Annotated in this window: 17 protein-coding genes and 1 pseudogene; 10 read left to right on the top strand and 8 right to left on the bottom strand. The window is 65.4% G+C overall.

Annotated elements, in window-relative coordinates; translation table 11 throughout:
- Positions 1-44: 44 nt before the first annotated feature.
- Positions 45-1,148, bottom strand: coding sequence for a tricarballylate utilization 4Fe-4S protein TcuB (gene tcuB / locus ACVILH_RS25720; RefSeq protein WP_456717076.1), 1,104 nt, complete (start codon positions 1,146-1,148; stop codon positions 45-47).
- Positions 1,135-2,565, bottom strand: a complete 1,431-nt coding sequence (gene tcuA, locus ACVILH_RS25715) for an FAD-dependent tricarballylate dehydrogenase TcuA (protein WP_456715383.1) — start codon at positions 2,563-2,565, stop codon at positions 1,135-1,137. The genes tcuB and tcuA overlap by 14 nt, the downstream gene beginning before the upstream one ends.
- 140 nt (positions 2,566-2,705) lie before the next feature.
- On the opposite strand from tcuA, the gene ACVILH_RS25710 reads away from it, so the two are divergent.
- From ACVILH_RS25710 to ACVILH_RS25700, 3 genes are all read left to right on the top strand, one after another.
- Positions 2,706-3,374, top strand: coding sequence for a GntR family transcriptional regulator (locus tag ACVILH_RS25710; RefSeq protein ID WP_456715382.1), 669 nt, complete (start codon positions 2,706-2,708; stop codon positions 3,372-3,374).
- Between the two features lie 990 nt (positions 3,375-4,364).
- Positions 4,365-4,748, top strand: coding sequence for a hypothetical protein (locus ACVILH_RS25705; protein ID WP_456715381.1), 384 nt, complete (start codon positions 4,365-4,367; stop codon positions 4,746-4,748).
- 728 nt (positions 4,749-5,476) lie between these two features.
- A complete protein-coding gene (locus ACVILH_RS25700) occupies positions 5,477-5,773 on the top strand; it encodes a hypothetical protein (RefSeq protein ID WP_456715380.1) in 297 nt (98 codons plus the stop codon).
- Between the two features lie 289 nt (positions 5,774-6,062).
- Here ACVILH_RS25700 and ACVILH_RS25695 read toward each other — a convergent pair whose 3' ends face one another.
- The 4 genes from ACVILH_RS25695 to ACVILH_RS25680 all read right to left on the bottom strand — a co-directional run bounded on the left by ACVILH_RS25695 (position 6,063) and on the right by ACVILH_RS25680 (position 9,407).
- Positions 6,063-6,578, bottom strand: a complete 516-nt coding sequence (locus tag ACVILH_RS25695; RefSeq protein ID WP_456715379.1) for a GNAT family N-acetyltransferase — start codon at positions 6,576-6,578, stop codon at positions 6,063-6,065.
- A gap of 3 nt (positions 6,579-6,581) precedes the next feature.
- Positions 6,582-6,884, bottom strand: coding sequence for a type II toxin-antitoxin system TacA family antitoxin (locus tag ACVILH_RS25690; protein WP_456715378.1), 303 nt, complete (start codon positions 6,882-6,884; stop codon positions 6,582-6,584).
- A 230-nt stretch (positions 6,885-7,114) separates the two neighbouring features.
- On the bottom strand, positions 7,115-7,879 hold the full coding sequence (locus ACVILH_RS25685) for a DsbA family protein (RefSeq protein ID WP_456715377.1): 765 nt from the start codon (positions 7,877-7,879) through the stop codon (positions 7,115-7,117).
- Between the two features lie 127 nt (positions 7,880-8,006).
- Entirely contained in the window at positions 8,007-9,407 is a 1,401-nt protein-coding gene (locus ACVILH_RS25680; protein WP_456715376.1) for a M48 family metalloprotease, read from the bottom strand.
- A 160-nt stretch (positions 9,408-9,567) separates the two neighbouring features.
- On the opposite strand from ACVILH_RS25680, the pseudogene ACVILH_RS25675 reads away from it, so the two are divergent.
- Positions 9,568-10,768 (top strand): annotated as a pseudogene (locus tag ACVILH_RS25675) (pyridoxal phosphate-dependent aminotransferase).
- Between the two features lie 113 nt (positions 10,769-10,881).
- The gene (dctA, locus tag ACVILH_RS25670) at positions 10,882-12,219 is read left to right on the top strand and encodes a C4-dicarboxylate transporter DctA (protein WP_456715375.1); all 1,338 of its coding nucleotides are present in this window, start codon (positions 10,882-10,884) and stop codon (positions 12,217-12,219) included.
- A gap of 88 nt (positions 12,220-12,307) precedes the next feature.
- Here the strand turns inward: dctA and ACVILH_RS25665 are convergent, their stop codons facing one another.
- The gene (locus ACVILH_RS25665) at positions 12,308-15,547 is read right to left on the bottom strand and encodes an Rne/Rng family ribonuclease (protein WP_456715374.1); all 3,240 of its coding nucleotides are present in this window, start codon (positions 15,545-15,547) and stop codon (positions 12,308-12,310) included.
- An 820-nt stretch (positions 15,548-16,367) separates the two neighbouring features.
- Here ACVILH_RS25665 and ACVILH_RS25660 point away from each other — a divergent pair.
- From ACVILH_RS25660 to ACVILH_RS25640, 5 genes are all read left to right on the top strand, one after another.
- On the top strand, positions 16,368-17,678 hold the full coding sequence (locus ACVILH_RS25660) for an N-acetylmuramoyl-L-alanine amidase (RefSeq protein ID WP_456715373.1): 1,311 nt from the start codon (positions 16,368-16,370) through the stop codon (positions 17,676-17,678).
- Between the two features lie 231 nt (positions 17,679-17,909).
- Positions 17,910-20,417 (top strand): penicillin-binding protein 1A, encoded by a 2,508-nt coding sequence (locus tag ACVILH_RS25655; protein WP_456715372.1) that lies wholly within the window; start codon positions 17,910-17,912, stop codon positions 20,415-20,417.
- Positions 20,418-20,536: 119 nt separating this feature from the next.
- Positions 20,537-21,671 (top strand): peptide chain release factor 2 gene (gene prfB / locus ACVILH_RS25650; protein WP_456715371.1). Its coding sequence is split into 2 segments (ribosomal slippage): positions 20,537-20,605 and positions 20,607-21,671, totalling 1,134 coding nucleotides; the frame shifts between segments, so codons are not numbered across the junction.
- Between the two features lie 3 nt (positions 21,672-21,674).
- Positions 21,675-22,550 (top strand): NAD(P)-dependent oxidoreductase, encoded by an 876-nt coding sequence (locus tag ACVILH_RS25645; protein WP_456715370.1) that lies wholly within the window; start codon positions 21,675-21,677, stop codon positions 22,548-22,550.
- Between the two features lie 96 nt (positions 22,551-22,646).
- The gene (locus tag ACVILH_RS25640; protein WP_456715369.1) at positions 22,647-23,558 is read left to right on the top strand and encodes a DMT family transporter; all 912 of its coding nucleotides are present in this window, start codon (positions 22,647-22,649) and stop codon (positions 23,556-23,558) included.
- A gap of 46 nt (positions 23,559-23,604) precedes the next feature.
- Here the strand turns inward: ACVILH_RS25640 and upp are convergent, their stop codons facing one another.
- Entirely contained in the window at positions 23,605-24,240 is a 636-nt protein-coding gene (upp, locus tag ACVILH_RS25635; protein WP_456715368.1) for a uracil phosphoribosyltransferase, read from the bottom strand.
- Between the last annotated feature and the right edge of the window lie 6 nt (positions 24,241-24,246).

Below are 24,246 nucleotides of genomic sequence, written 5' to 3'. Positions count from 1 at the left end.
GACAATCAGCAGGCTCAACGGATGAGACGATGTTGTTCCGCCGACTACACGGTCGCCGTGTGACGCTCGCGTGCGTAGCGGACCAATGCCAGGAAGCGATAGAGGCCGTGCACGAACTTGCCGTAGGGCATGGTGAGGAAGAGCGCGAACACCGCGCCGAGATGCAGCGCCAGCAACGAGCCCATCGCGCTGGTCTCGCGCAAGATCAGTAAGCTGAGGCCGGTGATGCCGGTCAGCACAAGCATGGCCAGGAACGCTATGTCCATGCCGCGGCCGCCGTCATCGATCATCGCCGGGTCGCGCCTGCGTTTCGCAGCGTAGAGCCCGAGCGGTCCGATCACGATGCCGAGGCCGCCGAGCGTGCCGAGCACCACCGGCAGGTCCCACAGCGGGTAGGGAGCCTCGCGATGCAGCAGATAATGATACAGCGTCGCGACGCTGGTGGAGGCGAAGCAGAGCAGGAAGCCGTAGAACGTGAGGTGATGGTAGAAGCGTCTGTTGTCATCAGGCTTCTCATCCTCGTTGTAGCAGCCGACGCCGCCGCCATCGAGATAGCGCAGGCTGCCGGCGTCGCGCACGGCGCGCAGGAACGGGCGCGGCTGGGTGAGCGTCCCCTGCGGCTCGCCGATATCGGTCCAGAAGGCGCGCGCGCCCTTGATGAAAGCAATCATCGCCCAGAGGAATGCCGCGCCGAACACCAGCGCCATCGTGTTGTGCGGCATCAGCGCATAGAACGATCCAGGGCCATGCCGGCTTTGCAGCAACGCAGTGCGATCGTTGAAGGCGACGAAGCCGAGGATGAAGAGGGCGATGCTCAGCACGGCGGTGAGCGCAATCGCCAGCCCGTTGCGCTTGAACATCGGCGCGAGCGCGCGCGGCCAGGCGTAGTCCGCGTAGCTCTCGCGCCGGACACGCGCGAGCACCGCGGGCACGCGGACGTCGAACTCGTGTGGCGGCGAGAACTGACAGTCGACATAGCAGGCGCCGCAGGAATGGCAGAGATTAGCGAGATAGTTGAGATCGCCTGAAGTGAACGCGCGGCGCATCTCCATGGCTGGAAACACGGCGCAGAGGCCCTCGCAATAGCGGCAGGAATTGCAGATCGTCATCAGCCGATCCGCTTCGGTCAACGCCTCACTGCGCTGCATGTCGTGCTGCTGCATGTCGTGCTGCTCCCTGGCCCGCGATGCGTCCGAACACGCTGCCGATGGTCATGCCGATGCCGGCGGCATAGCCGCGTCCGAGCACGTTGCCGGCCATGATCTCGCCGGCGGCGTACATGTTGTCGGCGCATCCGCCTTGCTTCATCATCATTTTGGCCTCGTGATCCACGCGGACGCCGAGATAGGTGAAGGTGATGCCTGGCCTGACGGGGTAGGCGTAGTACGGACCGGTCTCGATGCGGCGCGCCCAATGCGATTTCGGCGGCGTCAGGTTCTCGGTGTGGCAATCGTCGAGAATGTCGGGATTGAAGCTGCCGTCGCGTACCGCGGCGTTGAACTCCGCAATGGTGGCCGACAGCTTATCGGGATCGAGCTCGAGCTTGCCGGCGAGCTCGGCGATGCTGTCGGCCTGGATCGCAGGGTAGAGCGACGGCATGAACAGAGTAGCTGATTTCGCATCGAAGATGATGTAGGCGATCTGGTCGGGCTGCGCGGCCACGAGACGGCCCCAGATGGCGTAACGTTTTGGCCAGACGTCCTCGCCCTCGTCGTAGAAGCGCTCCGCGCGGTTGTTGACGACGATGCCGAACACGACGCAGTCGAGCCGCGTGATGATGCCGCCGTCATATTTCGGCGCGCGCGCATCGATCGCCACCGCATGACATTGCGTCGGATCGCCGATGCTGTCGACGCCGGCGCCGAGCAGCATGTCCAGCACCGTGCCGCGATTGTTCGGCGTGCCGCGGATCAGGAAGTTGCGCGCGATCTCGCCCCAGCCCTCCACCAGCTTATCGATGTTGGATTCGAAGCCGCCGGCCGCCGCGACCAGCGCCTTGCCGCGGATGCGGACCCTGCCGTTAGGCTGCTGCACAATGGCAGCCCGGAAACGGTCGTCCTCGATGTCGAGCGCCACCACCTCGGCCTCGTAGAGCACGTCGACGCCGAGACGCTCGGCGGTCAGATAGAGCGCGTTGAGCATCGCGCGACCGCCGCCGAGGAAGAACGAGTTGGTGCGTCCGAGGCTCAGCGTGCCGCCGAGCGAGGGCTGGAAGCGGACGCCCTGTTCGACGATCCAGTCGAGCATCTCCTTGGACTGCCGGATCATCATCCGCGCCAGCTGCTCGTTGGTCTGGCCCTCGGTGACGCGCAGCAGGTCGTCCCAGAACTCGTCCTCGGTGTAGGGGCCGCTCAAGGTCGCCGTTGCCGCGTCGTGGGTGCAGCGCATGTTGCGGGTATGGCGCGTGTTGCCGCCGCGATAGAATTTTGTGGCCGCCTCGAGAACGATGACCGACGCGCCAGCGCGCCGCGCCGAGATGGCGGCACATAGCGCCGCGTTGCCGCCGCCGACCACCACGACGTCGTAGGTTTGGGGATGGTGGGCGAAGTCGCCGTCGGCCGTCATGACGCGATCCCTCCGGGCGCGGGCAAATCGGTTCGAGGCCCCGACAGATCGGGGGCCGAATTTGAAATCCGTATACTATTGTATACAAAAATATGCAAGGGGGCTTTGCGGCCGTACAAGGCTATGCGACAGTGACGCCGATGACCTCCGACGCTCCCAAGCTGACGATCGATCGCGACAACGTCTCTCTCGGCGAGGCGGTGTTCCGCGCGCTGTGCCAAGCGCTGGAAAACGGCGTCTATCGCTCCGGCGACCGGCTGCGCGAGGACGAGGTCGCGCAGAAGCTCGAGGTCAGCCGGACGCCGGTGCGTGAGGCGTTCGGCAAGCTCGTCGCCAAGGGCTGGGTGCAGCCGGCGGGCGGCCGTGGGCTGATCGTGCGCAGCCTGGACCAGAACGAGATCCTCGAGCTCTACGCGATGCGGGAGATTCTCGAGGGCGCGGCGGCGCGGCTGGCGGCGCAATATGCGGTGCCGGCCGAGATCGCCGCCCTTCGCGACATCCATGCGCGCTTTGCCAGTGGCGAGGGTGGCGCGGCCGGTCTCGCTCGGCTGAACCGGCTGATGCACGGCGCGATCCAGCGGGCCGCGCGCAATCGCTATCTCGATGCCGCGCTGGCCGACATGCATGTCGCGACGGCGCTGCTGGGCACAACGACCTTCGCGGCCGAGGGACGTCCGGCCATCGCAGCGACTGAACATGCTGAGCTGATCGAGGCGATTGCCGCCGGCGATGCCGACCGGGCCGAGGCGGTCGCGCGCGGCCATATTCGCGAGGCGCTGCGCACCCGGCTCGGCATGAGCGCGAGATAGCCCTGGGTCGGAGCGGGGACCTTCGTTGCTCTCGATGCTGAACATGCGCGGCTCAAACATGGGGTCGGCTCGCTCCTCGCGCCGGGACACGCCACCGCTGCCTCGCGGCGCAGTTGCGTCCGAGCTTGCCGTTCTTGATATGCCCTCTCCTTGAAGAGGGCACGGGGAATGCCGGGAGCTGGCCGCCCCCATGGCCCGCCTGCGGAAAAAAATGCAGGCGGCAGGTACCACAGGTTCAGCCGAGACATCCCGGCATTCCCCGCGCGATGGCTTTAACGGCTGCTTCGCGTTCTCCCCGGTGCTCCGGGCTTGTTGGCCACCGTCGGCCGCAGGGCTCGTCCAGCCCTTCGACCTTGACACCAGCGTCGGGGTGTCAGGACCACGCGACTTGACCGTGCGCATCGATGCCGTTCGTCCGCGCGGCCAAGCCACGCTGCAGCACCAACACACCCACCACATCCCGCCTCAACGTCCGTGACGACCGCGAAGCGCCCCTCTGATCGAGACGGGACGGGGATAGGAAATCACGAATTCTGAGAAGGCGAAAGAGGAATGTTTTTCGCGACAGGACTGGACAGGGGTCATCGGCTTGAACGCGCGGGCGAAATCAGTTTCGGGGCGCACGTTGTTTGATGCCCGAACAATGCGACCGAAGCCATCCGTTCGGACAAGGCGTGCCCGACGGGCGACTCGGCACTCCGCCAGCTCCAGCAAATCGACGGAGCTTTGAGCAGGTCCTACGAGGTCACGAGCTTATTGCAGAAGGTTGAATTCAATCGGCAGGCGACTGATGCTGTCGCACTTCGAAGACGAAGTGGCCCAATGTGCGGGGCGCAATTCAAGGTAGAATAGACTGAGTAAGTGGTGCAGATCTTCTCGGACGCAGTGGGCTTTGATGTCTGAGAAGCTCGGGAGCTTCTCAGACAAGGTGAGGAGGAGCAGGCTGTTGCCTATTTCGAACAGTTCATCGCCAAGGGCTCGATCCTGGCCATGATCGAAATGGCGGAGTTTTTGCAAGACAAGGGAGACAACTCCTCTAGTTTGCGCTGGATGGAAGAGGCCGAGCGGGCAATCGCACCCGAGGACTTCGATTCGCTTCTCTATCTTTCGGGAGCTTTTCGGCGCGGACTCGGGGCCGGGACTGCCAAGGAGCGTTACTTCGACCTGAAGGAGCGCGTGGCGGAAGCAGGTCATCTGGCGGCCAGTCGCGAAATGATCGTCAACTACGCTCATGGCCTGAATGGTGCTGCAGGACCAAGACCGTGCCATTTATTTGTTGAGGAAAGCTGCTGCGTTCAACGACGAAAAGGCGAAGCAGATTCTTCGGGACGAAGGGCTTTGATCGCGTATGGGCGCAACGTGCAATTGCGGTGACTGTCACCGTACCCCCGTTGACCTCGGTCACGAATGGCCCATGTCAGACCTTTCCGGTCGGCGACAGCGATGTCCGGTCTGAGGGTTCAACCGGAAGCTTGCCGTCGGACGGCCGCAGTCAGCTTTTGACCCGAAGCGGACCTGCTCAACTTTCTTAACAAAATGTGGTGCGCAGCACTGATCTGTTTCTAGTCCTGGAGTACTATTTTAAATTTGAAGGTGGCATATTTTGAGTTGAACGATTGGACCACCTAATCAACTCCGCTATCGGGAGCGCAATCGTCAGAGTTAGTACGGGCAGACCAATCGTCAACACTAGGAAAACCGCAGGGTTGGCAGTGCCGAATAGCCACATACACCCCAGGATCGACCAAAGCAGGGCTAAAACGACCAAGCGCGCCTTATTTCTTGTACTCATTTCGGTCCCCTCATGCCGCCCCAGTCGCAACTGTATCTATCTATGGCAGATCGACCGTAGCGCATCATTGGAAGAACGACCGCACTAAAAAGAACTTTGGCCGTTTGATCCAGAATGCCGACACGTTGGTTCACTTTTGGTTATGGCCCATCTCGGGCCTTCCAGTCGTTGCTGGCGACGTCCGCTCTCAGGGGGCAACCGGAAGTAAGCGTCGCATGGCCGAGAGGCCGCTTTTGACCCGGAGCGGACAGATGCCGCGTCAAGTTCCCCAATTGATTGTCGCGATCCGACTTTTGTCCTACGTTCACGCATGCCCTACGCTCGAAAGATCATTCTGCACACACCTCTCGTTGATCCTGCGAAACTCGACTCCTTTGTCGAGGCCTGCCTCGCCGATGGCGTCGTGTTGGTGGCGGTTGTGGGGCCGGAGGCGAGCTTGGTGGACGATTTAATCGACGAGATTGTCGTCGGGGATGGCTCGGATCCTGGTCGGATCAGAAAGCTTACGACCACATTGCATCCTGACGAACCGCTCGCGGAAGTGCTGGACTTTGTTGCCAGCTGGCCCGCGAAGCCGGACGATCGAATCGAGCAGGTCCGGTTCTAGGAACTAAACCTAGCGCGCCGCTGCCGGCCCACGTCAGCTTATGGCCCATTCCGGACTTATCCGCCGGTTCGCGCGAGGTCTGCTTTTGGGGCTCAACCGGAAGCAGGTGTCCGCCACGGGAATTACGGCGGCAGTGCACTCAACTTTTTCCGCTGGAGCGCTCTGGCGGCGGCTCGGCTATTGAGTGTGCACTGTCACCGTAACGCTGGAGGCTCGTGGTGAGGAGCGCCTCTTGAACCAAGAGTTCTCGATGTTGCGACATCATCCGCATCGCCTGCGCCGAAGCAATTTAGTCCTTATCGAATAAACGACGTATATCCGCCATCGGCCGAAACAGTTTCATCGGATGGTCCGGCAGCGACAGAAGGCTTTCGCGCTCGTAGAAGCGACGGGCGTTGTCGTCCTTGGCATCGACGATAACAGCAAAAGAGGCGATCTCGCTGCGTGCCGAGCGATGGAGCGCGTCGGCCAGCAGGAGGCGGCCGTAGCCTTTGCCCTGCTGCCGTCGGTCGACGGCGAGACGACCGAGCAAAGTCGCGGGGACGTAGGGATAGCGCGGCAGCCTGCGGACCACAGGCTCGGGCAATTCGGCGAGCCGGACCGATGTGGCTGACAGCGTGTAGTAACCCGCGATCGTATCGTCGGACAGCACCAGCACGAACGGCGCAGCCATGTTTTTGCGCGCGTCCTGTCCGGCCTGGGTGCGAAAATATCGGTCCAGCGGTGCTACCCCGCTGTCGAAGTCCGAGCGATCGTGATGCGCCGCGAGCGCCTCGAACCGGACTGGCGCGCCGTCGTCGGCCACACCTCAGACGCCCGTCCGCTCACGATAGCGGCGCACGGTGTCGCGGAGACGGTCATTGACCGGTTGCGGCTTCAACAGCGCATCGACGAAAGCCTCGCTGTCGCGCACCGAGAGCGCGAGCTGATTGTGCTCCTCGATCGTCCGCCGCGCGGCATCCTGCACGCTGGCCAGCACGAAATCGGTGACGCTCCGCCCCTGCAAGGCGGCTGCGCGCTCGATCAGGCTTTTTTGGGCAGCGGTCACCCGCGTCTCTAGCCGCTCCGCCCGGACGCGGCCCTTGCCGGCACGAGATGGGGTTTTGGACATAGCGATGCCTCCACGGCAAGTGTACGGCCATTGGCCGGGGCGTGGCAAGGGGGCTAACGGAATCGGGGCCACGGTTGATACACCGGAGCTGAAAGCTCCAAAGGCGCTGTCTGTCCCCGTTGGGGCCGGCTTGTCCTGCTCGGCTGGTCCTGCACAAGCAAAAGGCCGGCTGATCCAGCCGGCCTTTCGTTCGATGTCCGTGATATCAGACCGTCGTCGGCGAGCGCGGCTCAGCAGCTCGCCTTGCCGCAGCGTGCGGTGCTGATCTTCTCGCGCAGGCCCTCGACGCCGACGGCGCCGATCACGACCTGCTTGCCGATCACGTAGCTCGGCGTGCCGTTCATGCCCATCTCCTCGGCGAGCTTGAAGTTCTCCTCGATCGTCGCCTTGGCCTCGGGGCTCGCCATGTCCTTCTCGACGCGTGCCATGTCGAGCCCGAGATCCTTCGCCACCGCGAGCGCGTGGGCCTTGTCGGCCTGGCCGCGGCCGCCGAGCAGCTTCTGGTGGAAGTCGAGATATTTCTGCGGCGCCTGCATGCGGACGGCGACGGCGACCTGCGCGGCTTCGACCGAGCCCTGGCTCAGCACCGGGAATTCCTTGAGAACGACCTTCAGCTTCGGGTCGCTCTTCATCAGCTCCATCATGTCGGTCATCGCGCGCTTGCAGTAGCCGCAATTGTAGTCGAAGAACTCGACGAAGGTGACGTCGCCATCCTTGTTGCCGAGCACGACGCCGCGCGGCGAGTTGAAGATGGTCTCGGCGTTCTTGGCGATGCCGGCCTCGTGCTTGGCCGCCTCGGCCGCGGTCTGCCGCTTCTGCAGCTCGGCCATCGCCTCCTCGAGCACCTCGGGATGCGCGATCAGGTAATTCCTGACGATGGTCTCGATCTCGCCGCGCTGGCTGTCGGAGAAGCTCTCAGCCGACGCCACTTGCGGGGCGCCGCAGAGCGAGAGCGCGAGCAGCGCCGCGGGAAGGAGCGTGCGGAATGACGGCATGAAGGAGATCCTCTGGGTCAAAATGATCGGGTCCTTGTCGATGGTCGTGATCGGTATTTCAGTGTTCCGGTCAGCAGATTAGCAGCAGTTTCAATGCTCCGACGAGTCCAGTTCGGCTGCCCGCGACCTATTGGCTCGAAGACGGCTTTGACGAGACGATGTCGTCGGCCTTGACCCAGCCCGGAGAGCCGACGGCGAAGCGCGTCTTGGCCCGTGACGCCAGCTCCCGCGCCGTCTTGTTGTCGCCGCGCAGGAACGCCGCCTGGGCCGAAGCCAGATCCGCCTCCGCAAAGTCGCCCTTGCGGCCATAGGCCATCGCGAGCTGGGAGTAGCCGAGCGGCGCCTCGGATTCGCGTGCAACGGCGGCGCGCAGGATCGTGATCGCCTCCTCAGTGTAGGCCTTGTTCTCGGATGCCACCAAGGCTTGGCCAAGTAACATGTTGATGAGCGGCGCGCTATTCGACAGTTGCACGGCCTTGCGCAGCGGCGCGATGGCCTCCGTCGGACGCCCGCCTTCGAGCAGGGCCTGGCCGCGAACCTCGTAGAAATAGGGATTGTTGGGCTGCACCTGGATCAGTGCGTCGATCTGGCTCAGCGCGCTGCGCAGGTCGCCATGAAGATAGGTCGAGATCGCCCGGGCATAGCGCGCCGGCAGGCCGTTGTCGGACATCGGATAGCGCCGCGCCACCGTGTCGGGCCGCTCCATGAAGGCCGAGATCTTGGCGCGCACCATGTCATGGCGCAGCTGCAGTGACGCGTCGTCCTTCTTGTCCCAATAGGGCGACTGCCGCGCCAGGCCTTCCAGCGCCTCGACGCGATCCGCCGGCATCGGGTGCGACTGCAGATAGGGGTCCGAGCCGCGCGCCGCGAACAGGCTCTCATTGGTGAAGCGCTTGAAGGTCTCGTACATGCCCCTCGGCGATTGGCCGGTGGCGGTGAGGAATTTGACACCGGCGCGGTCGGCGTTCTCCTCCTGCTGGCGCTGATAGGACAGCAGCGAGCGGCGGATGACTTCGCCCGGCGCCGACAGCGTTGCGGCGCCGGCATTGGCGAGGCCGCCATTGCCGCCGCCGCGGGAGGCGCCCATCGCGAGCGCGCCGGCGCCGAGAATCGTGGCGATGATCATCTGCGTCTGCGCGGTGGCGAGCTGCTGGCGCAGCTTGGCGAGGTGGCCGCCTGCGAGATGGCCGGTCTCGTGTGCGAGCACGCCGATCAGCTGGTTCGGATTCTCCGACTGCAGGATCGCGCCGTAATTGACGAAGATCCGGCGGCCATCGGCGACGAACGCGTTGAACGAGCTGTCATTGATGATGACCATCTGGATGTTCTGCTTCTCGAGCCCGGCAGTGCGCAGAATCGGCCGCGTGTATTCACGCAGCAGCACCTCGGTCTCGGTGTCGCGCAGGATCGGCGGGCCCTTGCCCTGCTGCGCCGAAGCCGGCTCAACCGGTCCGAGCGCGACGGCGGCCGCGACGATCGCGGCCAACCCGCCGGACAATTTCTTGCGAAGCACGATTGGGAGCAACATCGGTCGATCTTTGCAATTGGCGCGAGGCTCGATACGGGCTATTGCCCACCAAACTGCGGAATGCGGCTCATCTGCGGCGGATGAGGCCCCGGTCAGGCCATGGTCCTCATGCCGCCGGTCGAGAGCGGGTCCGAACAGGCGGGGTCAATAGCAGATATCCATGGTGGATGCGACAGTGATACCGACATTGGAACAGCGGATCGCCAACCTGACGGCGCCATCCGCGCGCAGCAATGTTCCGCCGTTCATGGTGATGGACGTGATGGCCGCGGCCGAGCGCATCGAGGCGGGCGGAGGCCATGTCATTCACATGGAGGTCGGCCAGCCGGCCGCGCCGGCGCCGCGCACCGCGATCTCAGCCGCTCACGCCGCGCTCGATCAGGCCCGCATCGACTACACCTCGGCGCTGGGCCTGTCGTCGCTGCGGCAGCGCATCGCGCGGCATTATCGCGAGACGCATGCGTGCGAGATCGATCCGGCGCGGATCGTGATCACCACGGGATCGTCGGCTGGGTTCATCCTGGCGTTCCTGGCGATGTTCGAGCCCGGCGAACCGCGTCGCCGTGACGGTGCCGGGCTATCCGCCCTATCGCCACATCCTGACGGCGCTGGGCTGCGAGCCGGTGCTGATCGAGACCACCGCCGAAAACCGCCATGCACTTACCGGCGAGGCACTGCTCGCGGCGCACCGCAAGACGCCGCTGAAGGGCGTGCTGGTGGCGAGCCCGGCCAATCCGACGGGAACGATGATGTCGCGCGAGGCGCTCGGCGGCGTCATCGCGGCGGCGCGCGAGGCCGGCATCCGCTTCATCTCCGACGAGATCTATCACGGGCTCGATTATGCGTTCCCGGCGGTGACGGCGGCCGAGCTGTCGCCGGACGCCCTGATCATCAATTCGTTCTCGAAATACTTCTGCATGACCGGCTGGCGCATCGGCTGGATGGTGGTGCCGGATGCGCTGGTTCGGCCGATCGAGCGCCTGCAGCAAAACCTCGCGATCTCCGTTCCGACCCTGTCGCAGATCGCGGCCGAGGCGGCGTTCGATGGCCGCGCCGAGATGGAGGCGATCAAGCACGGCTATCAGGAGAACCGCCAGATCCTGATCGAGGGGTTTCCCAAGGCCGGCCTGACGCGGTTTCTGCCGGCCGATGGCGCCTTCTACCTCTACGCCGACGTCTCCGACTTTACCTCCGACAGCTTCGAGTTCGCCAAGCGCATGCTAGAGGAGACGCATGTCGCGGCGACCCCTGGCGTGGACTTCGATCCGATCCACGGCCGCAGCTTCGTGCGCTTCTCCTATGCACGCTCGGCTGAGGATATGCGCGAAGCCGTGGCCCGGATCGCGCGCTGGCTGGGCTAGCGCCTGGCGCGACCATCCTTCGTCGTCATTGACTCGGTCGCGACAATTTGTCTGAGGTGCGGCCGACAAGGGCTGGGACACGCGAGCCCGACAGACGAAGGTGGATGAGGCCGATGGTGGCAGCGACGGAAACCGGGACGCGCGGCGTCCCTTCACAAACGGGCAGCAAGCCCTGGTACAGCATTCTCTACATCCAGGTGCTGATCGCGATCGTGATCGGCGTCCTGGTCGGCTGGCTGTTCCCGAACATCGCCACCAATGATTGGATCAAGGCGCTCGGCGACGGCTTCATCAAGCTGATCAAGATGGTGATCGCGCCGATCATCTTCTGCACCGTGGTGTCGGGCATCGCCCACATCCAGAACGCCAGCAAGGTCGGCCGCGTCGGCGTGAAGGCGCTGGTCTATTTCGAGATCGTCTCGACCTTTGCATTGGTGCTCGGCCTGATCGTCGGTAACCTGGCGCCGCTCGGCCATGGTCTGGCCGCCAAGCCCGATGCCGCCGCGGTTGCCAACTACGTCAAGCAGGCGGAAGCGCAGAAGTCGGTCGACTTCGTGCTCAACATCATTCCCGACAGCGTGGTCGGCGCTCTGGCGCGCGGCGACATCCTGCAGGTGCTGCTGTTCGCGATCCTGTTCGGCTTCGCGCTGATGGCGCTGGGGGAGCGCGGCCACAAGCTGCGTGACATCATCGACGACACGGCGCATGCGGTGTTCGGCGTCATCGCCATCGTCATGAAGGCCGCGCCGGTCGGCGCATTCGGCGCGATGGCCTTTACGATCGGCAAATACGGTCCCGCCGCGCTCGGCAATCTCATCGGCCTGATCGCGCTGTTCTACATCACGGCCGGCCTGTTCGTCGTGATCGTGCTGGGCCTGATCGCCCGCTTCATCGGCTTCAGCATCTTCAAGTTCATCGCCTACATCAAGGACGAGCTGTTGATCGTGCTCGGCACGAGCTCCTCGGAGAGCGCGCTGCCGCAGCTGATGGAGAAGCTGGAGCGGCTCGGCTGCTCCAAGCCGGTGGTCGGCCTGGTCGTGCCGACCGGCTACTCCTTCAACCTCGACGGCACCAACATCTACATGACCCTGGCGACGCTGTTCATCTCGCAGGCGCTCGGCGTCGACCTGTCGTTCAGCCAGCAGGTCACCATCCTGATCGTGGCGATGCTGACGTCGAAGGGCGCCAGCGGCGTCACCGGCGCCGGCTTCATCACGCTCGCCGCGACCCTGTCGGTGGTCAATCCTGCGCTGGTGCCGGGCATGGCGATCGTGTTCTCGATCGACAAGTTCATGAGCGAGGTGCGCGCGCTCACCAACATCACCGGCAATGGCATCGCCGCGGTGTTCGTGTCGTGGTGGGAAGGCGAGCTCGATCACGACCTGCTGCAGAAGCGGCTCAACCAGCAGATCGACCCGTCGGATGTCGAGACGGCGGTCACGACCGGCTGAGTCGTCGGCCATCAAAGCCAATCTGAGACGAAAACGCCCGGCCGTGTGGCCGGGCGTTTTGCATTGGAGCGTTCGAAAACGGCGAAGCTTATTGCTGCCCGCCACCAAAGCGGCGCGACCACCAGCCGGCCCGGCGCGGCGCCGCCGGCGTCGTCGCGTCTGTGGCCGCCGGCTCGGTTGCGGCCGGCTCGGACGGCGTGGTCTCGGCCGACGGAGCAACCGGGCTGCTCTCGGCCACGTTCACCGCCGTAGCCGCGCTCTCCGGCTTGGGCTCCGTGACGAAGCTGACCTTCTCGCGCACGGTCGAGCGGCGCGGGGTCTTCTCGGACTCAGGCTTGGCCGCCTCGGTCTTCGCAGCTTCGGCTTTCGGAGCCTCGGTCTCGTGGACCGCGGGGGCAGGGGCCTGAGCCGCCTGTGTCGCAGCAGCGGGCTCATCGACCTCTACGACGGCCGCGGAATGGACCGGCGTCGCAGGCTCGGCGGGCTCGTCGTCATGATGGGGAGCGCCATTGCCGTCGAAGTCGGCGACCGCCGATTCAACCTCTGAGGCCGAGGCGGGCGCGAGCTCGTCACCGATCGAGGCGGCGAGACCATCCTCCGCGCCGCCACGACGGCGGCGGCCGCCGCGGCGACCGCGGCGACGGGGACGCCGCTCGCCGTTGCCCTGATCGGCCTGCTCGCCTTGCGCGAAAGCGGGCTGCTCCTCGCTCTCGTCATCCTCTGCGTCCGATTCCTCGACCGCCTGCTCACCAGCAAAGCCGGGCTCGGCGTTCGGCGCTGCGACGGTCCCTTCCGGAAGCGCGCCCTCGCGGGCTTCGCTGCCACGGCCGCGGCGGCGCCGGCGCCGCTTGCGGCGCTGACCGTCGCGTTCGCCTTCGCCAGCGCTGCCCTCGGCTGCATCCTCGGAAAGGCCTTCGGTCTCCTCGGTCTCGACCTCGGATTCGGTCTCGACGTCGAACGCCTCGTCCTCGTCGTAGATCTCCTCGGCCACCAGCGGCGGCGCGGAGGCCTGCGCCACGAGCAGCGCCTTGGCGGCCTCGAGCGTATGCACCTGCTCGCCGCGATCGATGATGAAGGATTGCTGGCCGCTGACGCTCGGGTCGGCGATGACGGCGAGCGAGACCTTGAAGCCGTTCTCGAGGTCGCGCAGATGGCCGCGCTTATGGTTGAGCACGTACAGCGCCACCTCGGTGCGGGTGCGGACCACGAGATTGTGGGTCGCGCCCTTCATCAGCGCCTCTTCGAGGCTGCGCAGCAGCTGCAGCGCGACGGACGAGACCGAGCGGACATGGCCGGTGCCGCCGCAATGCGCGCAGGGCTCGGTCGAGCTTTCCAGCACGCTGGCGCGGATGCGCTGGCGCGACATTTCGAGCAGGCCGAAATGCGAGATGCGGCCGACCTGGATGCGCGCGCGATCCTGCCGCAGGCAATCCGACAGCTTGCGTTCGACGGAACGGTTGTTCCGCTTCTCGTCCATGTCGATGAAGTCGATGACGATCAGACCGGCGAGGTCGCGCAGGCGGAGCTGGCGCGCCACTTCCTCGGCGGCCTCCATGTTGGTCTTGAGCGCAGTGTCCTCGATGTGATGCTCGCGCGTGGCGCGGCCGGAGTTCACGTCGATCGAGACCAGCGCCTCGGTCTGGTTGATCACGATGTAACCGCCGGAGCGCAGCTGCACCGTCGGCGTGAACATCGCATCGAGCTGGCTCTCGACGCCCATGCGCGAGAACAGCGGCTGGCCGTCACGATACTGCTTCACCGCCCGGACATTGGTCGGCATCAGCATCTTCATGAAGTCGTGCGCCTCGCGGTAGCCGGCTTCGCCGGCCACCAGGATCTCGTCGATCTCCTTGTTGTAGAGGTCGCGCAGCGAGCGCTTGATCAGCGAGCCTTCCTCATAGACCAGGGTGGGGGCCTGCGACTTCAGGGTCATGTCGCGGACCGTTTCCCACAGGCGCAGCAGATATTCGAAGTCGCGCTTGATCTCGGGCTTGGTGCGGTTGGCGCCGGCGGTGCGCAGGATCACGCCCATGCCTTCGGGCACGTCGAGATCCTGCACCACTTCCTTCAACCGCGAGCGGTCCTGGGCCGAGGTGATCTTGCGGCTGATGCCGCCGCCGCGGGCGGTGTTGGGCATCAAGACGGCGTAGCGGCCGGCGAGCGACAGATAGGTCGTCAGCGCAGCACCCTTGTTGCCGCGCTCCTCCTTGACCACCTGCACCAGCATCACCTGGCGGCGCTTGATGACCTCCTGGATCTTGTACTGGCGGCGCGGACGGAAGGTGCGCTCCGGCACCTCCTCGAGCACGTCGTCGCCGCCGACGGATTCGACGACCTCTTCCTCGATCTCCTCGTCGTCATCCTCGTGCTCGTCGGAGACCGGATCGGCGCCGTTCTCGTCACCCGGCACGATCGTGACGCCCTCGCCCTCATGCTCGCCGACCGGAGCGACGTCCTCGTCGTGGTCATGCTCGTCATGGTCATGATGGTCGTGTTCATGATGAACATGGTCATTGTGGTCATGATCATGCTCGTCATGAGCGTGGGCCTCGTGATCGTCGTCTGCCTCGGCAGCGGGCGCGGAGGCCTCGGCCGGAGCGTCGCTGATCGAGGCGGTCTCAGCTTCTGCGGCGGCCACCGCCGGTTGCTCTGCCGCAGCGACGGGCTCCGCCGCCGCGGGGGCCGCGACGGCGTCGTGATGGTCGTCGGCGCCGTGCGACGGCTCGGCTGCGCCCTCATGCGCGCCGCCCGCGTCGTCGTGCTCGGGGGCGTCGAGCGGCGTCTCGGAGAAGCCCTGCGCCTCGCCTTGCTCGCCGGCCTCGGCATGCGGCTGATCGGTATGATCGTCCTGCACGTAGGCGTGATGCTCATGCGCCTCGTGATCGGCCTCATGGCCTTCGCCATGAACCGTCTGGACGCCCTCGGCGGCCTCGACGATCTCGCTCTGCACGCGCTCGCCGCTGCCGCGGCGACGCGAGCTGCGGTGACGGTTGCGGCGGCGGTTGGAGCGGTTCTCGCTCTCTTCCTCGGCCTCGCGGTGGGCGCGCTCCTCGGCCTCGATCAGCGCCTGCCGGTCGGCGACCGGGATCTGGTAGTAGTCGGGATGGATTTCGCTGAAGGCCAGGAAGCCGTGGCGATTGCCGCCGTACTCGACGAAGGCGGCCTGGAGCGAAGGCTCAACGCGGGTGACCTTCGCCAGGTAGATGTTGCCCCGAAGTTGCTTGCGCTGGGCAGTTTCGAAATCAAATTCCTCGACGCGGTTGCCGCGGACGACGACCACACGGGTCTCTTCCGGGTGGGTAGCATCGATCAACATCTTGTTGGGCATATTGGAACTCTTGGAGGCGACGGACGCGGTTAGCCGCGAGCGCGTGGCGCGCTGTCGGATGACGCGACGGTCCACCTGATTCGGGGGTGAGGGGAAGGCCTAAACGCGTCTGGTCGCGCCGCACCAACCCTGATGCCGGCGGGGCGATTGGCCGGGCGGGGGTCTGGCCCCGCATCGGCGCGGATCGTCCGCTGGTCATGGTTGGCAACTCAGTCTGGCGCATCAAGCGTCGGCCCGTCTGGAATATGTGGGCGGCAGCGGGTGCCGCCTGTCTCTTGCCGAAGGCCAGATCGCGCCGAGACGCATGCCCTGGAACAATACCCACCCCGGTAGGAATGTGGTATTGGGCTACGCCGTGTCTGACCTTGGTCATATCTGACCTCGTGCCCGGACGGTCTCTGCGAGACGGCGCCTGCGCTAGGCGCTACTCGGCTCGTGACCGGCTCTCCGTCGCAGCCGCGCGGGATCGCGCAGGCTTGTTGGAGCGTCGGAAAGGCGCAGGAATCTCCGCAACGATCGAGGGCCCGACGTTGAGAACCCGATCACGAAGCTTCCAGCGTTTCACCGGGAGGTTGAACGCGACACAACCGGCAGTAAGGAATAGCCTTCAGCCCTTCGTACATACGAGGAATGGTCAGGCGGTGCAAGGGAAGCGTCGCGGAACCGCAACAATCGGGGGCCTTTAACGAAAATGACAAAATTAGACGATTAACCCCTGGGATTGGTTGCGGTAAGACGGTCCCGCGGAGGCATGGAATTGGCAGCTCGCCGGGCAAATACGCTTTTTTGGCTGGGATGCGCGGCGCTCTGCGTCACGCAAATGTTATGCACGGCCCCGGCGCAGGCCCAGAGCGCGCCGGTCGTCCAGCCCCAACCCGTGATCGCTGCGCCGGTATTTCCAATCGCCACCGACGCGCGGCTGGCCGGTGATTCCCGGCAGACCCGGTTCGTCCTCGATCTCGATCGGACGGTTCCGTTCCGCGCCTTCGCCCTCAGCGATCCCTATCGCGTGGTCGTGGATCTGCCGCAGGTCAGCTTCCACCTGCCGACCGGCGCCGGAAGCGGCGGCCGCGGACTGGTCAAGGCATTTCGCTACGGGCTGGTGATGCCCGGCGGCTCCCGCATCGTGTTCGATCTGACAGGGCCGGCGCGAATCGCCAATTCGACGGTGCTCGATGCGGCCAACGGCCAGCCGCCCCGGCTGGTGCTCGAGCTGGAGGAGGTCGACGAGGCCACCTTCGCCCGCTCCATCGGGGTCGATGGCCGGTCGCCGCCCAAGCAGGCCGATTCGACAGCGTCGTCCGGGGCTGCGGGCAGCGGAGGACCTCCGGCCGTCCGGCCGCCGCCGACCACCGTTGCCGTCGCAACGCCGCCGACCGGCGGCCCGCCCGACACCCGCCCCGTGGTGGTCATCGATCCCGGCCATGGCGGAATCGATTACGGAACCCAGGGCGGCGAGGTGCCTGAGAAGAATCTAGTGCTCGCCTTCGGCCAGGCGCTGCGCGACCGGCTCGAACGCGCAGGTAAATACCGCGTCGTCATGACCCGCGACGACGACACCTTCATTCCGCTCGGCGACCGCGTTCGAATCGCCCAGAAGCAGTCGGCGGCGCTGTTCGTGTCGATTCACGCCGATGCGCTGCCGAAGGGCGAGGGCAGCGCGCAGGGCGCCACCATCTATACCCTGTCGGACAAGGCGTCCGACGTTGAGGCGGAGCGGCTGGCCGAGGCGGAAAACCGCGCCGACCAAATCGGGGGCGTCAACCTCACCGAGGAGCCCGCCGACGTCGCCGACATCCTGATCGATCTGGCGAGACGGGAAACCCGCACGTTTTCCAATCGCTTCGCCCGGGTGTTGATGAACGACATGAAGACCGCCGTGCACATGCATAAGCGGCCGTTGAAATCGGCGGGTTTCCGGGTGCTGAAGGCGCCCGACGTACCTTCGGTGCTGGTCGAGCTCGGCTATGTCTCGAACAAGGGCGACATGGGGAACCTGGTCTCGGAGGCCTGGCGGTCGCGCACGGCAGAGGCGATGGCGCGGGCGATCGATGCCTTCCTCGCCAAGCGGGTCGCCAATGCGGTTGCCGAGCGGCCGGACAAGCCGGCGCCGGCCCGTGCAAAGCCCTAGTTTGGCCACAGCAACAGCCGTATAAACGTGCTGCGAGGCACCAGGAATCAGCTGAGGATTCCTTCTCTGCAGACTTGTGGTAGGCTTGACCGCTGATGGGCTTGACCGTGCGGTTCTCCGGCATGGGTTGCGCGGCATTGCAGCCGCCCGCGTGATGTTTGCGGCAGCGTCTTGCGAGACGCGCCGTGTCCGAGCCGAGAGACGAACAAGAGTTGGAACGGATATTCGCCAATGCGCTTTCTGGTGCGGTTTTTGGGCTTCCTGTTCGCCGCAGGTACGGTTGTGTTCCTGGTCGGTGTGGCGGCAGCGGCCGGCCTGATCTGGCATTTCTCCAAGGACTTGCCTGACTACTCCCAGCTGCAGGATTATGAGCCTCCGGTGATGACGCGGGTTCACGCCGCGGACGGCTCGCTGGTCGGCGAATACGCCAGGGAGCGCCGGCTGTACCTCCCGATCCAGGCGGTTCCCAAGCTCGTGATCAACGCGTTCCTCGCAGCCGAGGACAAGAACTTCTACGAGCATGGCGGCATCGACTTCACCGGCATGGCGCGTGCTGCCGTCGTCTACGCGCAAAACTTCGGCTCGAACCGCCGTCCGCAGGGCGCCTCGACGATCACGCAGCAGGTCGCCAAGAACTTCCTGCTGACGAACGAGGTCTCGTTCGCGCGCAAGATCAAGGAAGCGCTGCTGGCGATGCGCATCGAGCGCACCTATTCGAAGGACAAGATCCTCGAGCTGTACCTCAACGAGATCTATCTCGGCTCCGGTGCCTATGGCATCGCCGCGGCGTCGCTGGTGTATTTCGACAAATCGGTCAACGAGCTCACGGTCGCCGAGGCGTCCTACCTCGCGGCGTTGCCGAAAATGCCGGGCAGCCTGCATCCGATCCGCAACCGCGACCGCGCCATCGAGCGCCGCAACTACGTCGTGGATCGCTTGCTCGAGAACGGCTGGATCAAGCAGGCCGACGCCGAGAAGGCGCGCAAGGATCCGCTGACCATCGCCAGCCGCAACACCGGCGCGCACATCTTCGCCGGCGAATATTTCGCCGAGGAAGTGCGGCGCGACATCTTCGAGCGCTACGGCGAGAAGAAGCTCTATGAGGGCGGGCTGTCGGTTCGGACGACGCTCGACCCGAAGGTCCAGGTCATGGCGCGCAAGGCCATGGTCGCGGGCCTCGTGCGATATGACCAGGAGCAGGGCTATCGCGGCCCCGTGTCCAAGCTCGACATCTCCGGTGACTGGGGCCTGAAGCTCGCCGAGATCAAGTCGCTCTCCGATATCTCGCCGTGGCGCATGGCGGTGGTGCTGGAGACCAGCGACCAGTCCGCGCGCATCGGCTTCCAGCCGCCGCGCGAGCTCGGCGGCGCCGTCAGCAAGGAGCGGCAGACCGGCCTCATCACGCTCGACGGTGTGAAATGGGCGCGCGCTGCGAGCGGCAATGGCCGCGGCAAGGTGCCGACGTCGGTAGCGCAGGTGCTGCAGCCGGGCGACGTGATCTATGCCGACCCGCTGTTCAAGGAAGGCAATCCGGTCGAGGGCCAGTATCGCCTCGAACAATTGCCCGAGGTGTCCGGCGCCATGGTCGCGATGGACCCGAACACGGGCCGCGTGCTGGCGATGGTCGGCGGCTTCTCCTTCGACCAGAGCCAGTTCAACCGCGCGACGCAGGCCTATCGTCAGCCCGGATCGTCGTTCAAGCCGATCGTCTATTCGTCGGCGCTCGACAACGGCTACACGCCGTCGACCCAGGTCGTCGACGCGCCGATCGAGATCGACCAGGGGCAGGGTGGCCAGGTCTGGCGTCCCGACAACTTCTCGAACGGCAAGTATCTCGGTCCGACGACCCTGCGCAACGCGCTGCGGCTGTCGCTGAACACGGTGACGGTGCGTCTGGCGCAGGACGTCGGCATGCCCTTGATCTCGGAATATGCGCGCCGCTTCGGCGTCTATGACGAGCTGCCGAACTATCTCTCTTATGCCCTCGGCGCCGGCGAGACCACCGCGATGCGCATGGTGACGGCCTATTCGATGATCGCCAATGGCGGCCGCCGGGTGAAGCCGACCTTGATCGACCGCATCCAGGACCGCTACGGCCACACGATCTTCAAGCATGACGCCCGCGAGTGCCGCGGCTGCGACGCGCCGGACGGCTGGAAGAACCAGAGTGAGCCGCAGCTGGTCGACCGCCGCGAGCAGGTGCTGGATACGATGACGGCCTACCAGATCACCTCGATGCTCGAGGGCGTGGTTCAGGCCGGTACGGCGACCGTGCTGAAGGAGGTCGGCAAGCCGATCGCCGGCAAGACCGGCACCACCAACGAGGCCAAGGATGCCTGGTTCGTCGGCTTCTCGCCGGATCTCGCGGTCGCGATCTACATGGGCTACGACAAGCCGCGTCCCCTCGGCAAAGGCAACGCCGCGACCGGCGGTCATCTCGCTGCGCCGATCGCCAAGGACTTCATGAAGCTCGCTTTGGCCGACAAGCCGGCAACGCCGTTCAAGATCCCGGCCGGCATCAAGCTGGTTCGCGTCGACGCCAAGACCGGCATGCGGGCGAGCCCGGGCGATGGCGGCCGTACCATCATGGAGGCGTTCAAGCCCGGCACGGCGCCGCCGGACAACTACTCGGTCATCGGCGTCGCCGATGCCGACGGGCGCGTGATGCCGTCGCAGAGCGGCGGCCAGCCTGACGCCGGCAACTTCATCATCCGCCCGGGCACGGGTAGCCTCTACTAGGTCCCATGAAACTCCGGTAGATGCGGTGCATGGCGATTGCGCTTTGCACCGCGCGCCGCTACATCCCGGGACAGAGATGATTGCCGCGGCGTTTTCGGCCGTGGCCTGAAGAGAGCGACATGCGCGCCGAAATCGAAAAAATCGTAGAAGAGATCAAGCAGTCGGTCGGGCTGCTGAGGAGGCATCTTTGACGTCGAGACATCGACGGCAAGGCTGGCCGAGCTGAACAAGCTCGCCGAAGACCCCAATCTCTGGAACGATCCCCAAAAAGCTCAAAGGCTGATGCAGGAGCGAACCTCGCTGGAGGATTCGCTGACCGGCATCGGCAAGGTCGAGCGTGAGCTCAACGACAACATCGAGATGATCGAGCTCGGCGAGGCCGAGAACGATGCCGGCGTGGTCACTGAGGCCGAGAATGCGCTCAAGGAGCTGAAGAAGGAGGTCGCCCGCCGCGAGCTCGAAGCGCTGCTCTCGGGCGAAGCCGACAAGTTCGACACCTATCTCGAAGTCCACGCCGGCGCCGGCGGCACCGAGAGCCAGGACTGGGCCTCGATGCTGCTGCGCATGTACACGCGCTGGGCCGAGACCCACGGCTTCAAGGTCGAGTTTCTCGAAGAATCGCTCGGTGAAGAGGCCGGGATTAAGTCGGCCACCATCCAGATCTCCGGCCACAACGCCTATGGCTGGCTGAAGACCGAAGCCGGCGTGCATCGCCTGGTGCGCATCTCGCCGTTCGATTCGAATGCGCGCCGCCACACCTCGTTCTCGTCGGTGCAGATCTTCCCGGTCATCGACGACTCCATCAAGATCGACATCAAGGAGTCCGACGTCCGCGTCGACACCATGCGATCCGGCGGCGCCGGCGGTCAGCACGTCAACAAGACCGAATCGGCGGTGCGTCTGACGCACATCCCGACCGGCGTTGCGGTGGTCTGCCAGGCCGGCCGCTCGCAGCACAAGAACCGCGCCCAGGCCTGGGACATGCTGCGTGCGCGCCTCTACGAGATCGAGCTGAAGAAGCGCGAGGAGAAGGCGGCGGCGGACCAGGCGGCCAAGACCGAGATCGGCTGGGGCCACCAGATCCGGTCCTACGTGCTGCAGCCCTACCAGATGGTGAAGGACCTGCGCACGGGCGTGCAGACCTCCGACACGTCCGGCGTGCTCAACGGCGATCTCGACGAGTTCATGGCCGCGACCTTGGCGCAGCGTGCCTTCGGCACGTCGCCGGGTGCCGTGATCGACGACGTGGACTAGCGGGTGGCTCGCGTCGCGTTCATCGGACTGGGCCGCATGGGCCATGGCATGGCCGGGCGTTATCTCGACGCCGGCTACTCGGTCGCTGTGTGGAATCGCAGCCAGGCCAAGGCCGAGGACCTGATCGCGCGCGGCGCGCGCTGGTCGACCTCGCCGGCGGATGCCGCGATCGATGCCGACGCCGTGGTGACCATGGTGGCCGATGACGAGGCCTCGCGCATGGTCTGGCTCGGGCCCGATGGCGCCGCGGCGACGATGCGCGTCGGCACCATCGCGATCGAATGCTCGACCGTCTCGCGCGATCATGCGTTGCGGCTGTCGCGCGAGCTCGATGCACGCGGTGTCACCTATCTCGACTGCCCGGTGACGGGCCTGCCCGATGCGGCCGCGAGCGGCAAGCTCACTCTGCTGGTTGGCGCCGATCCCGCCGATCTCGAGCGCGCCCGGCCGTATCTGACGCCGATCGGCTCGACCATCCGCCATTTCGGACCCGTCGGCGCCGGCACCGTCTACAAGCTGATCAACAACCTGCTCGGGGCGATGCAGATCGCGGGGCTCGCCGAGGGGCTTGCGATCGCCGAACAGGCCGGCCTCGACATGAACCTCGTGCTGGAGGCGATCCAGGGTGGCGTCGCGGCGAGCCCGCAGGTGCTGCGCCATGCGCCGCGGATGATCGCGCGCGACTTCGCCAATGCCAGCTTCACGGCGGCGCTGCGCCACAAGGATGCGGCCTATGCGCTGCGGCTCGCCGAAGAGCTGCTGGGCGCGCGTCCGGTGATGACGCAGGCGGCGGTCGACGCCTACGCGCACGCGAAGGCGGCGATGCCCGACGAGGACGAGGGCCGCATGATCGAGCTGGTCTCGCGGCCGAAGGCCTGACCTCGGCCGTCGGCCTCTCCGCCTTCGGAAAGCGGGTGGACGGTTTCCCACACGGTCTGCAACGATCAACCAGCATTCCAACGGCGACGGGCGGTGATGGCAGTTCAGAATGACAGGATGGACCCGCGCGACTGGTCGCTGCTCGGCCTGCTGTCGTTGTTGTGGAGCGGCTCGTTCATCTTCAATGGCTTGGCCCTGAAGGAGTTGCCGCCGCTGACGCTCGTGCTGTTGCGTATCGCGCTTGCGGCCGCGATCCTGTTACCGGTCGCGCGCCTGCGCGGGCTCAGACTGCCGAAGGGGATCGCCGGATGGCGGCCTTATTTTGCTGTCGCGCTGTTCAACAACGTCGTGCCGTTCTGTCTGATCGTGATCGGCCAGACCTACATCACGTCGGGTCTTGCCGCGATTCTTAATGCCACGACGCCGCTGTTCACGATCGCAGTGATGGCTGCCGCGGGAGAGGAAGGGCTCTCGGCGCGCCGTGTCGCAGGTCTGATCGTGGGCCTCGCCGGCGTGGTCATCTTGCGGGGCGGGGCGGGACTGGACGGCGGACCCGGCATTCTGTTCGGTCTCGGCGCATCGCTCAGCTACGGCGTGGCCGCCTTGCTGGTGCGGCGCCATCTCGCCACCTCGCCGCCGCTCGCGACCGCCACTTTCCAGTTGTCCGCATCGAGCGTGATGGTGCTGGTGATCGCGGGGATCGTCGACCAGCCCTGGCGCCTGCAAATGCCCGGACCTCAGACTTGGCTCGCGATCTCGGCCCTTGCGGGGCTGTCGACGGCCTTCGCCTACATCGTGTTCTTTCAGGTGCTGCGCCGCTCCGGCGCGACCAATGTGACCCTGGTGACGCTGCTGATCCCGCTGACGACGATCCTGCTCGGATATATGGTGCTCGGCGACACCATTTCGCTGCGCGAGATCCTCGGAGCGCTGGTGATCGGGAGCGCGCTGCTGGTGATCGACGGACGCATCTTCAATGTTCTGCGCGTCGCGCCGCGCGCGTCCTGACACTTTGCCGTGCAAGTCGTCTCGCGGCGGCATCGATCGCGGCATCCTACTTCGTGCCGAACATCCGGTCTCCCGCATCGCCGAGGCCCGGCACGATATAGGCGTGGTCGTTGAGCTTCTCGTCGATCGCGGCGGTCCAGATCGGGATGTCCGGATGCTCTGCGCTGAATCTGGCGATGCCTTCGGGCGCGGCCAGGAGGCAGACGAAGCGGATGTCGCGGGCGCCGCGCGCCTTCAGGAGCTCGGCTGCCGCGCAGGCGGAATTGCCTGTGGCGAGCATCGGGTCCATCAGGATCACGGTGCGGTCTGACAGATCCTGCGGCGCCTTGAAATAGTACTCGACCGCCTGCAGCGTGTTGGGATCGCGGTAGAGCCCGATATGGGCGATGCGCGCCGAGGGCATCAGGGCCAGCATGCCGTCTAAAAAGCCGACACCGGCGCGCAGGATCGGCGCAAGCGTCAGCTTCTTGCCGGCGATCTTCGGCGCCCTCATCGCCGCGATCGGCGTCTCGATGTCGACCAGCTCGATCGGCAGGTCGCGCGTGACCTCGTAGGCCAGCAGCATGCCGATCTCGTTGAGCAGCTCGCGAAACCCCTTGGTGGAGCGGTCGCGCTCGCGCATCAAGGTGAGCTTGTGCTGGACCAGCGGGTGATCGACGACGTGGACGTGGCTGTTGGTCATGGCATC

This window comes from Bradyrhizobium sp. USDA 4353 (assembly GCF_054063215.1).
The sequence above is the reverse complement of the archived record's forward strand: the minus strand, read 5'-3'. Positions and strand labels throughout refer to the sequence as shown.

What these genes read in the sequence shown, in the direction of transcription:
- tcuB (WP_456717076.1), bottom strand. Translation starts at nt 1,148, where the DNA reads ATGCAGCGCAGTGAGGCGTTGACCGAAGCGGATCGGCTGATGACGATC.
- tcuA (WP_456715383.1), bottom strand. Translation starts at nt 2,565, where the DNA reads ATGACGGCCGACGGCGACTTCGCCCACCATCCCCAAACCTACGACGTC.
- ACVILH_RS25710 (WP_456715382.1), top strand. Translation starts at nt 2,706, where the DNA reads ATGACCTCCGACGCTCCCAAGCTGACGATCGATCGCGACAACGTCTCT.
- ACVILH_RS25705 (WP_456715381.1), top strand. Translation starts at nt 4,365, where the DNA reads ATGATCGAAATGGCGGAGTTTTTGCAAGACAAGGGAGACAACTCCTCT.
- ACVILH_RS25700 (WP_456715380.1), top strand. Translation starts at nt 5,477, where the DNA reads ATGCCCTACGCTCGAAAGATCATTCTGCACACACCTCTCGTTGATCCT.
- ACVILH_RS25690 (WP_456715378.1), bottom strand. Translation starts at nt 6,884, where the DNA reads ATGTCCAAAACCCCATCTCGTGCCGGCAAGGGCCGCGTCCGGGCGGAG.
- ACVILH_RS25685 (WP_456715377.1), bottom strand. Translation starts at nt 7,879, where the DNA reads ATGCCGTCATTCCGCACGCTCCTTCCCGCGGCGCTGCTCGCGCTCTCG.
- ACVILH_RS25680 (WP_456715376.1), bottom strand. Translation starts at nt 9,407, where the DNA reads ATGTTGCTCCCAATCGTGCTTCGCAAGAAATTGTCCGGCGGGTTGGCC.
- dctA (WP_456715375.1), top strand. Translation starts at nt 10,882, where the DNA reads ATGGTGGCAGCGACGGAAACCGGGACGCGCGGCGTCCCTTCACAAACG.
- ACVILH_RS25665 (WP_456715374.1), bottom strand. Translation starts at nt 15,547, where the DNA reads ATGCCCAACAAGATGTTGATCGATGCTACCCACCCGGAAGAGACCCGT.
- ACVILH_RS25660 (WP_456715373.1), top strand. Translation starts at nt 16,368, where the DNA reads ATGTTATGCACGGCCCCGGCGCAGGCCCAGAGCGCGCCGGTCGTCCAG.
- ACVILH_RS25655 (WP_456715372.1), top strand. Translation starts at nt 17,910, where the DNA reads ATGCGCTTTCTGGTGCGGTTTTTGGGCTTCCTGTTCGCCGCAGGTACG.
- ACVILH_RS25640 (WP_456715369.1), top strand. Translation starts at nt 22,647, where the DNA reads ATGGCAGTTCAGAATGACAGGATGGACCCGCGCGACTGGTCGCTGCTC.
- upp (WP_456715368.1), bottom strand. Translation starts at nt 24,240, where the DNA reads ATGACCAACAGCCACGTCCACGTCGTCGATCACCCGCTGGTCCAGCAC.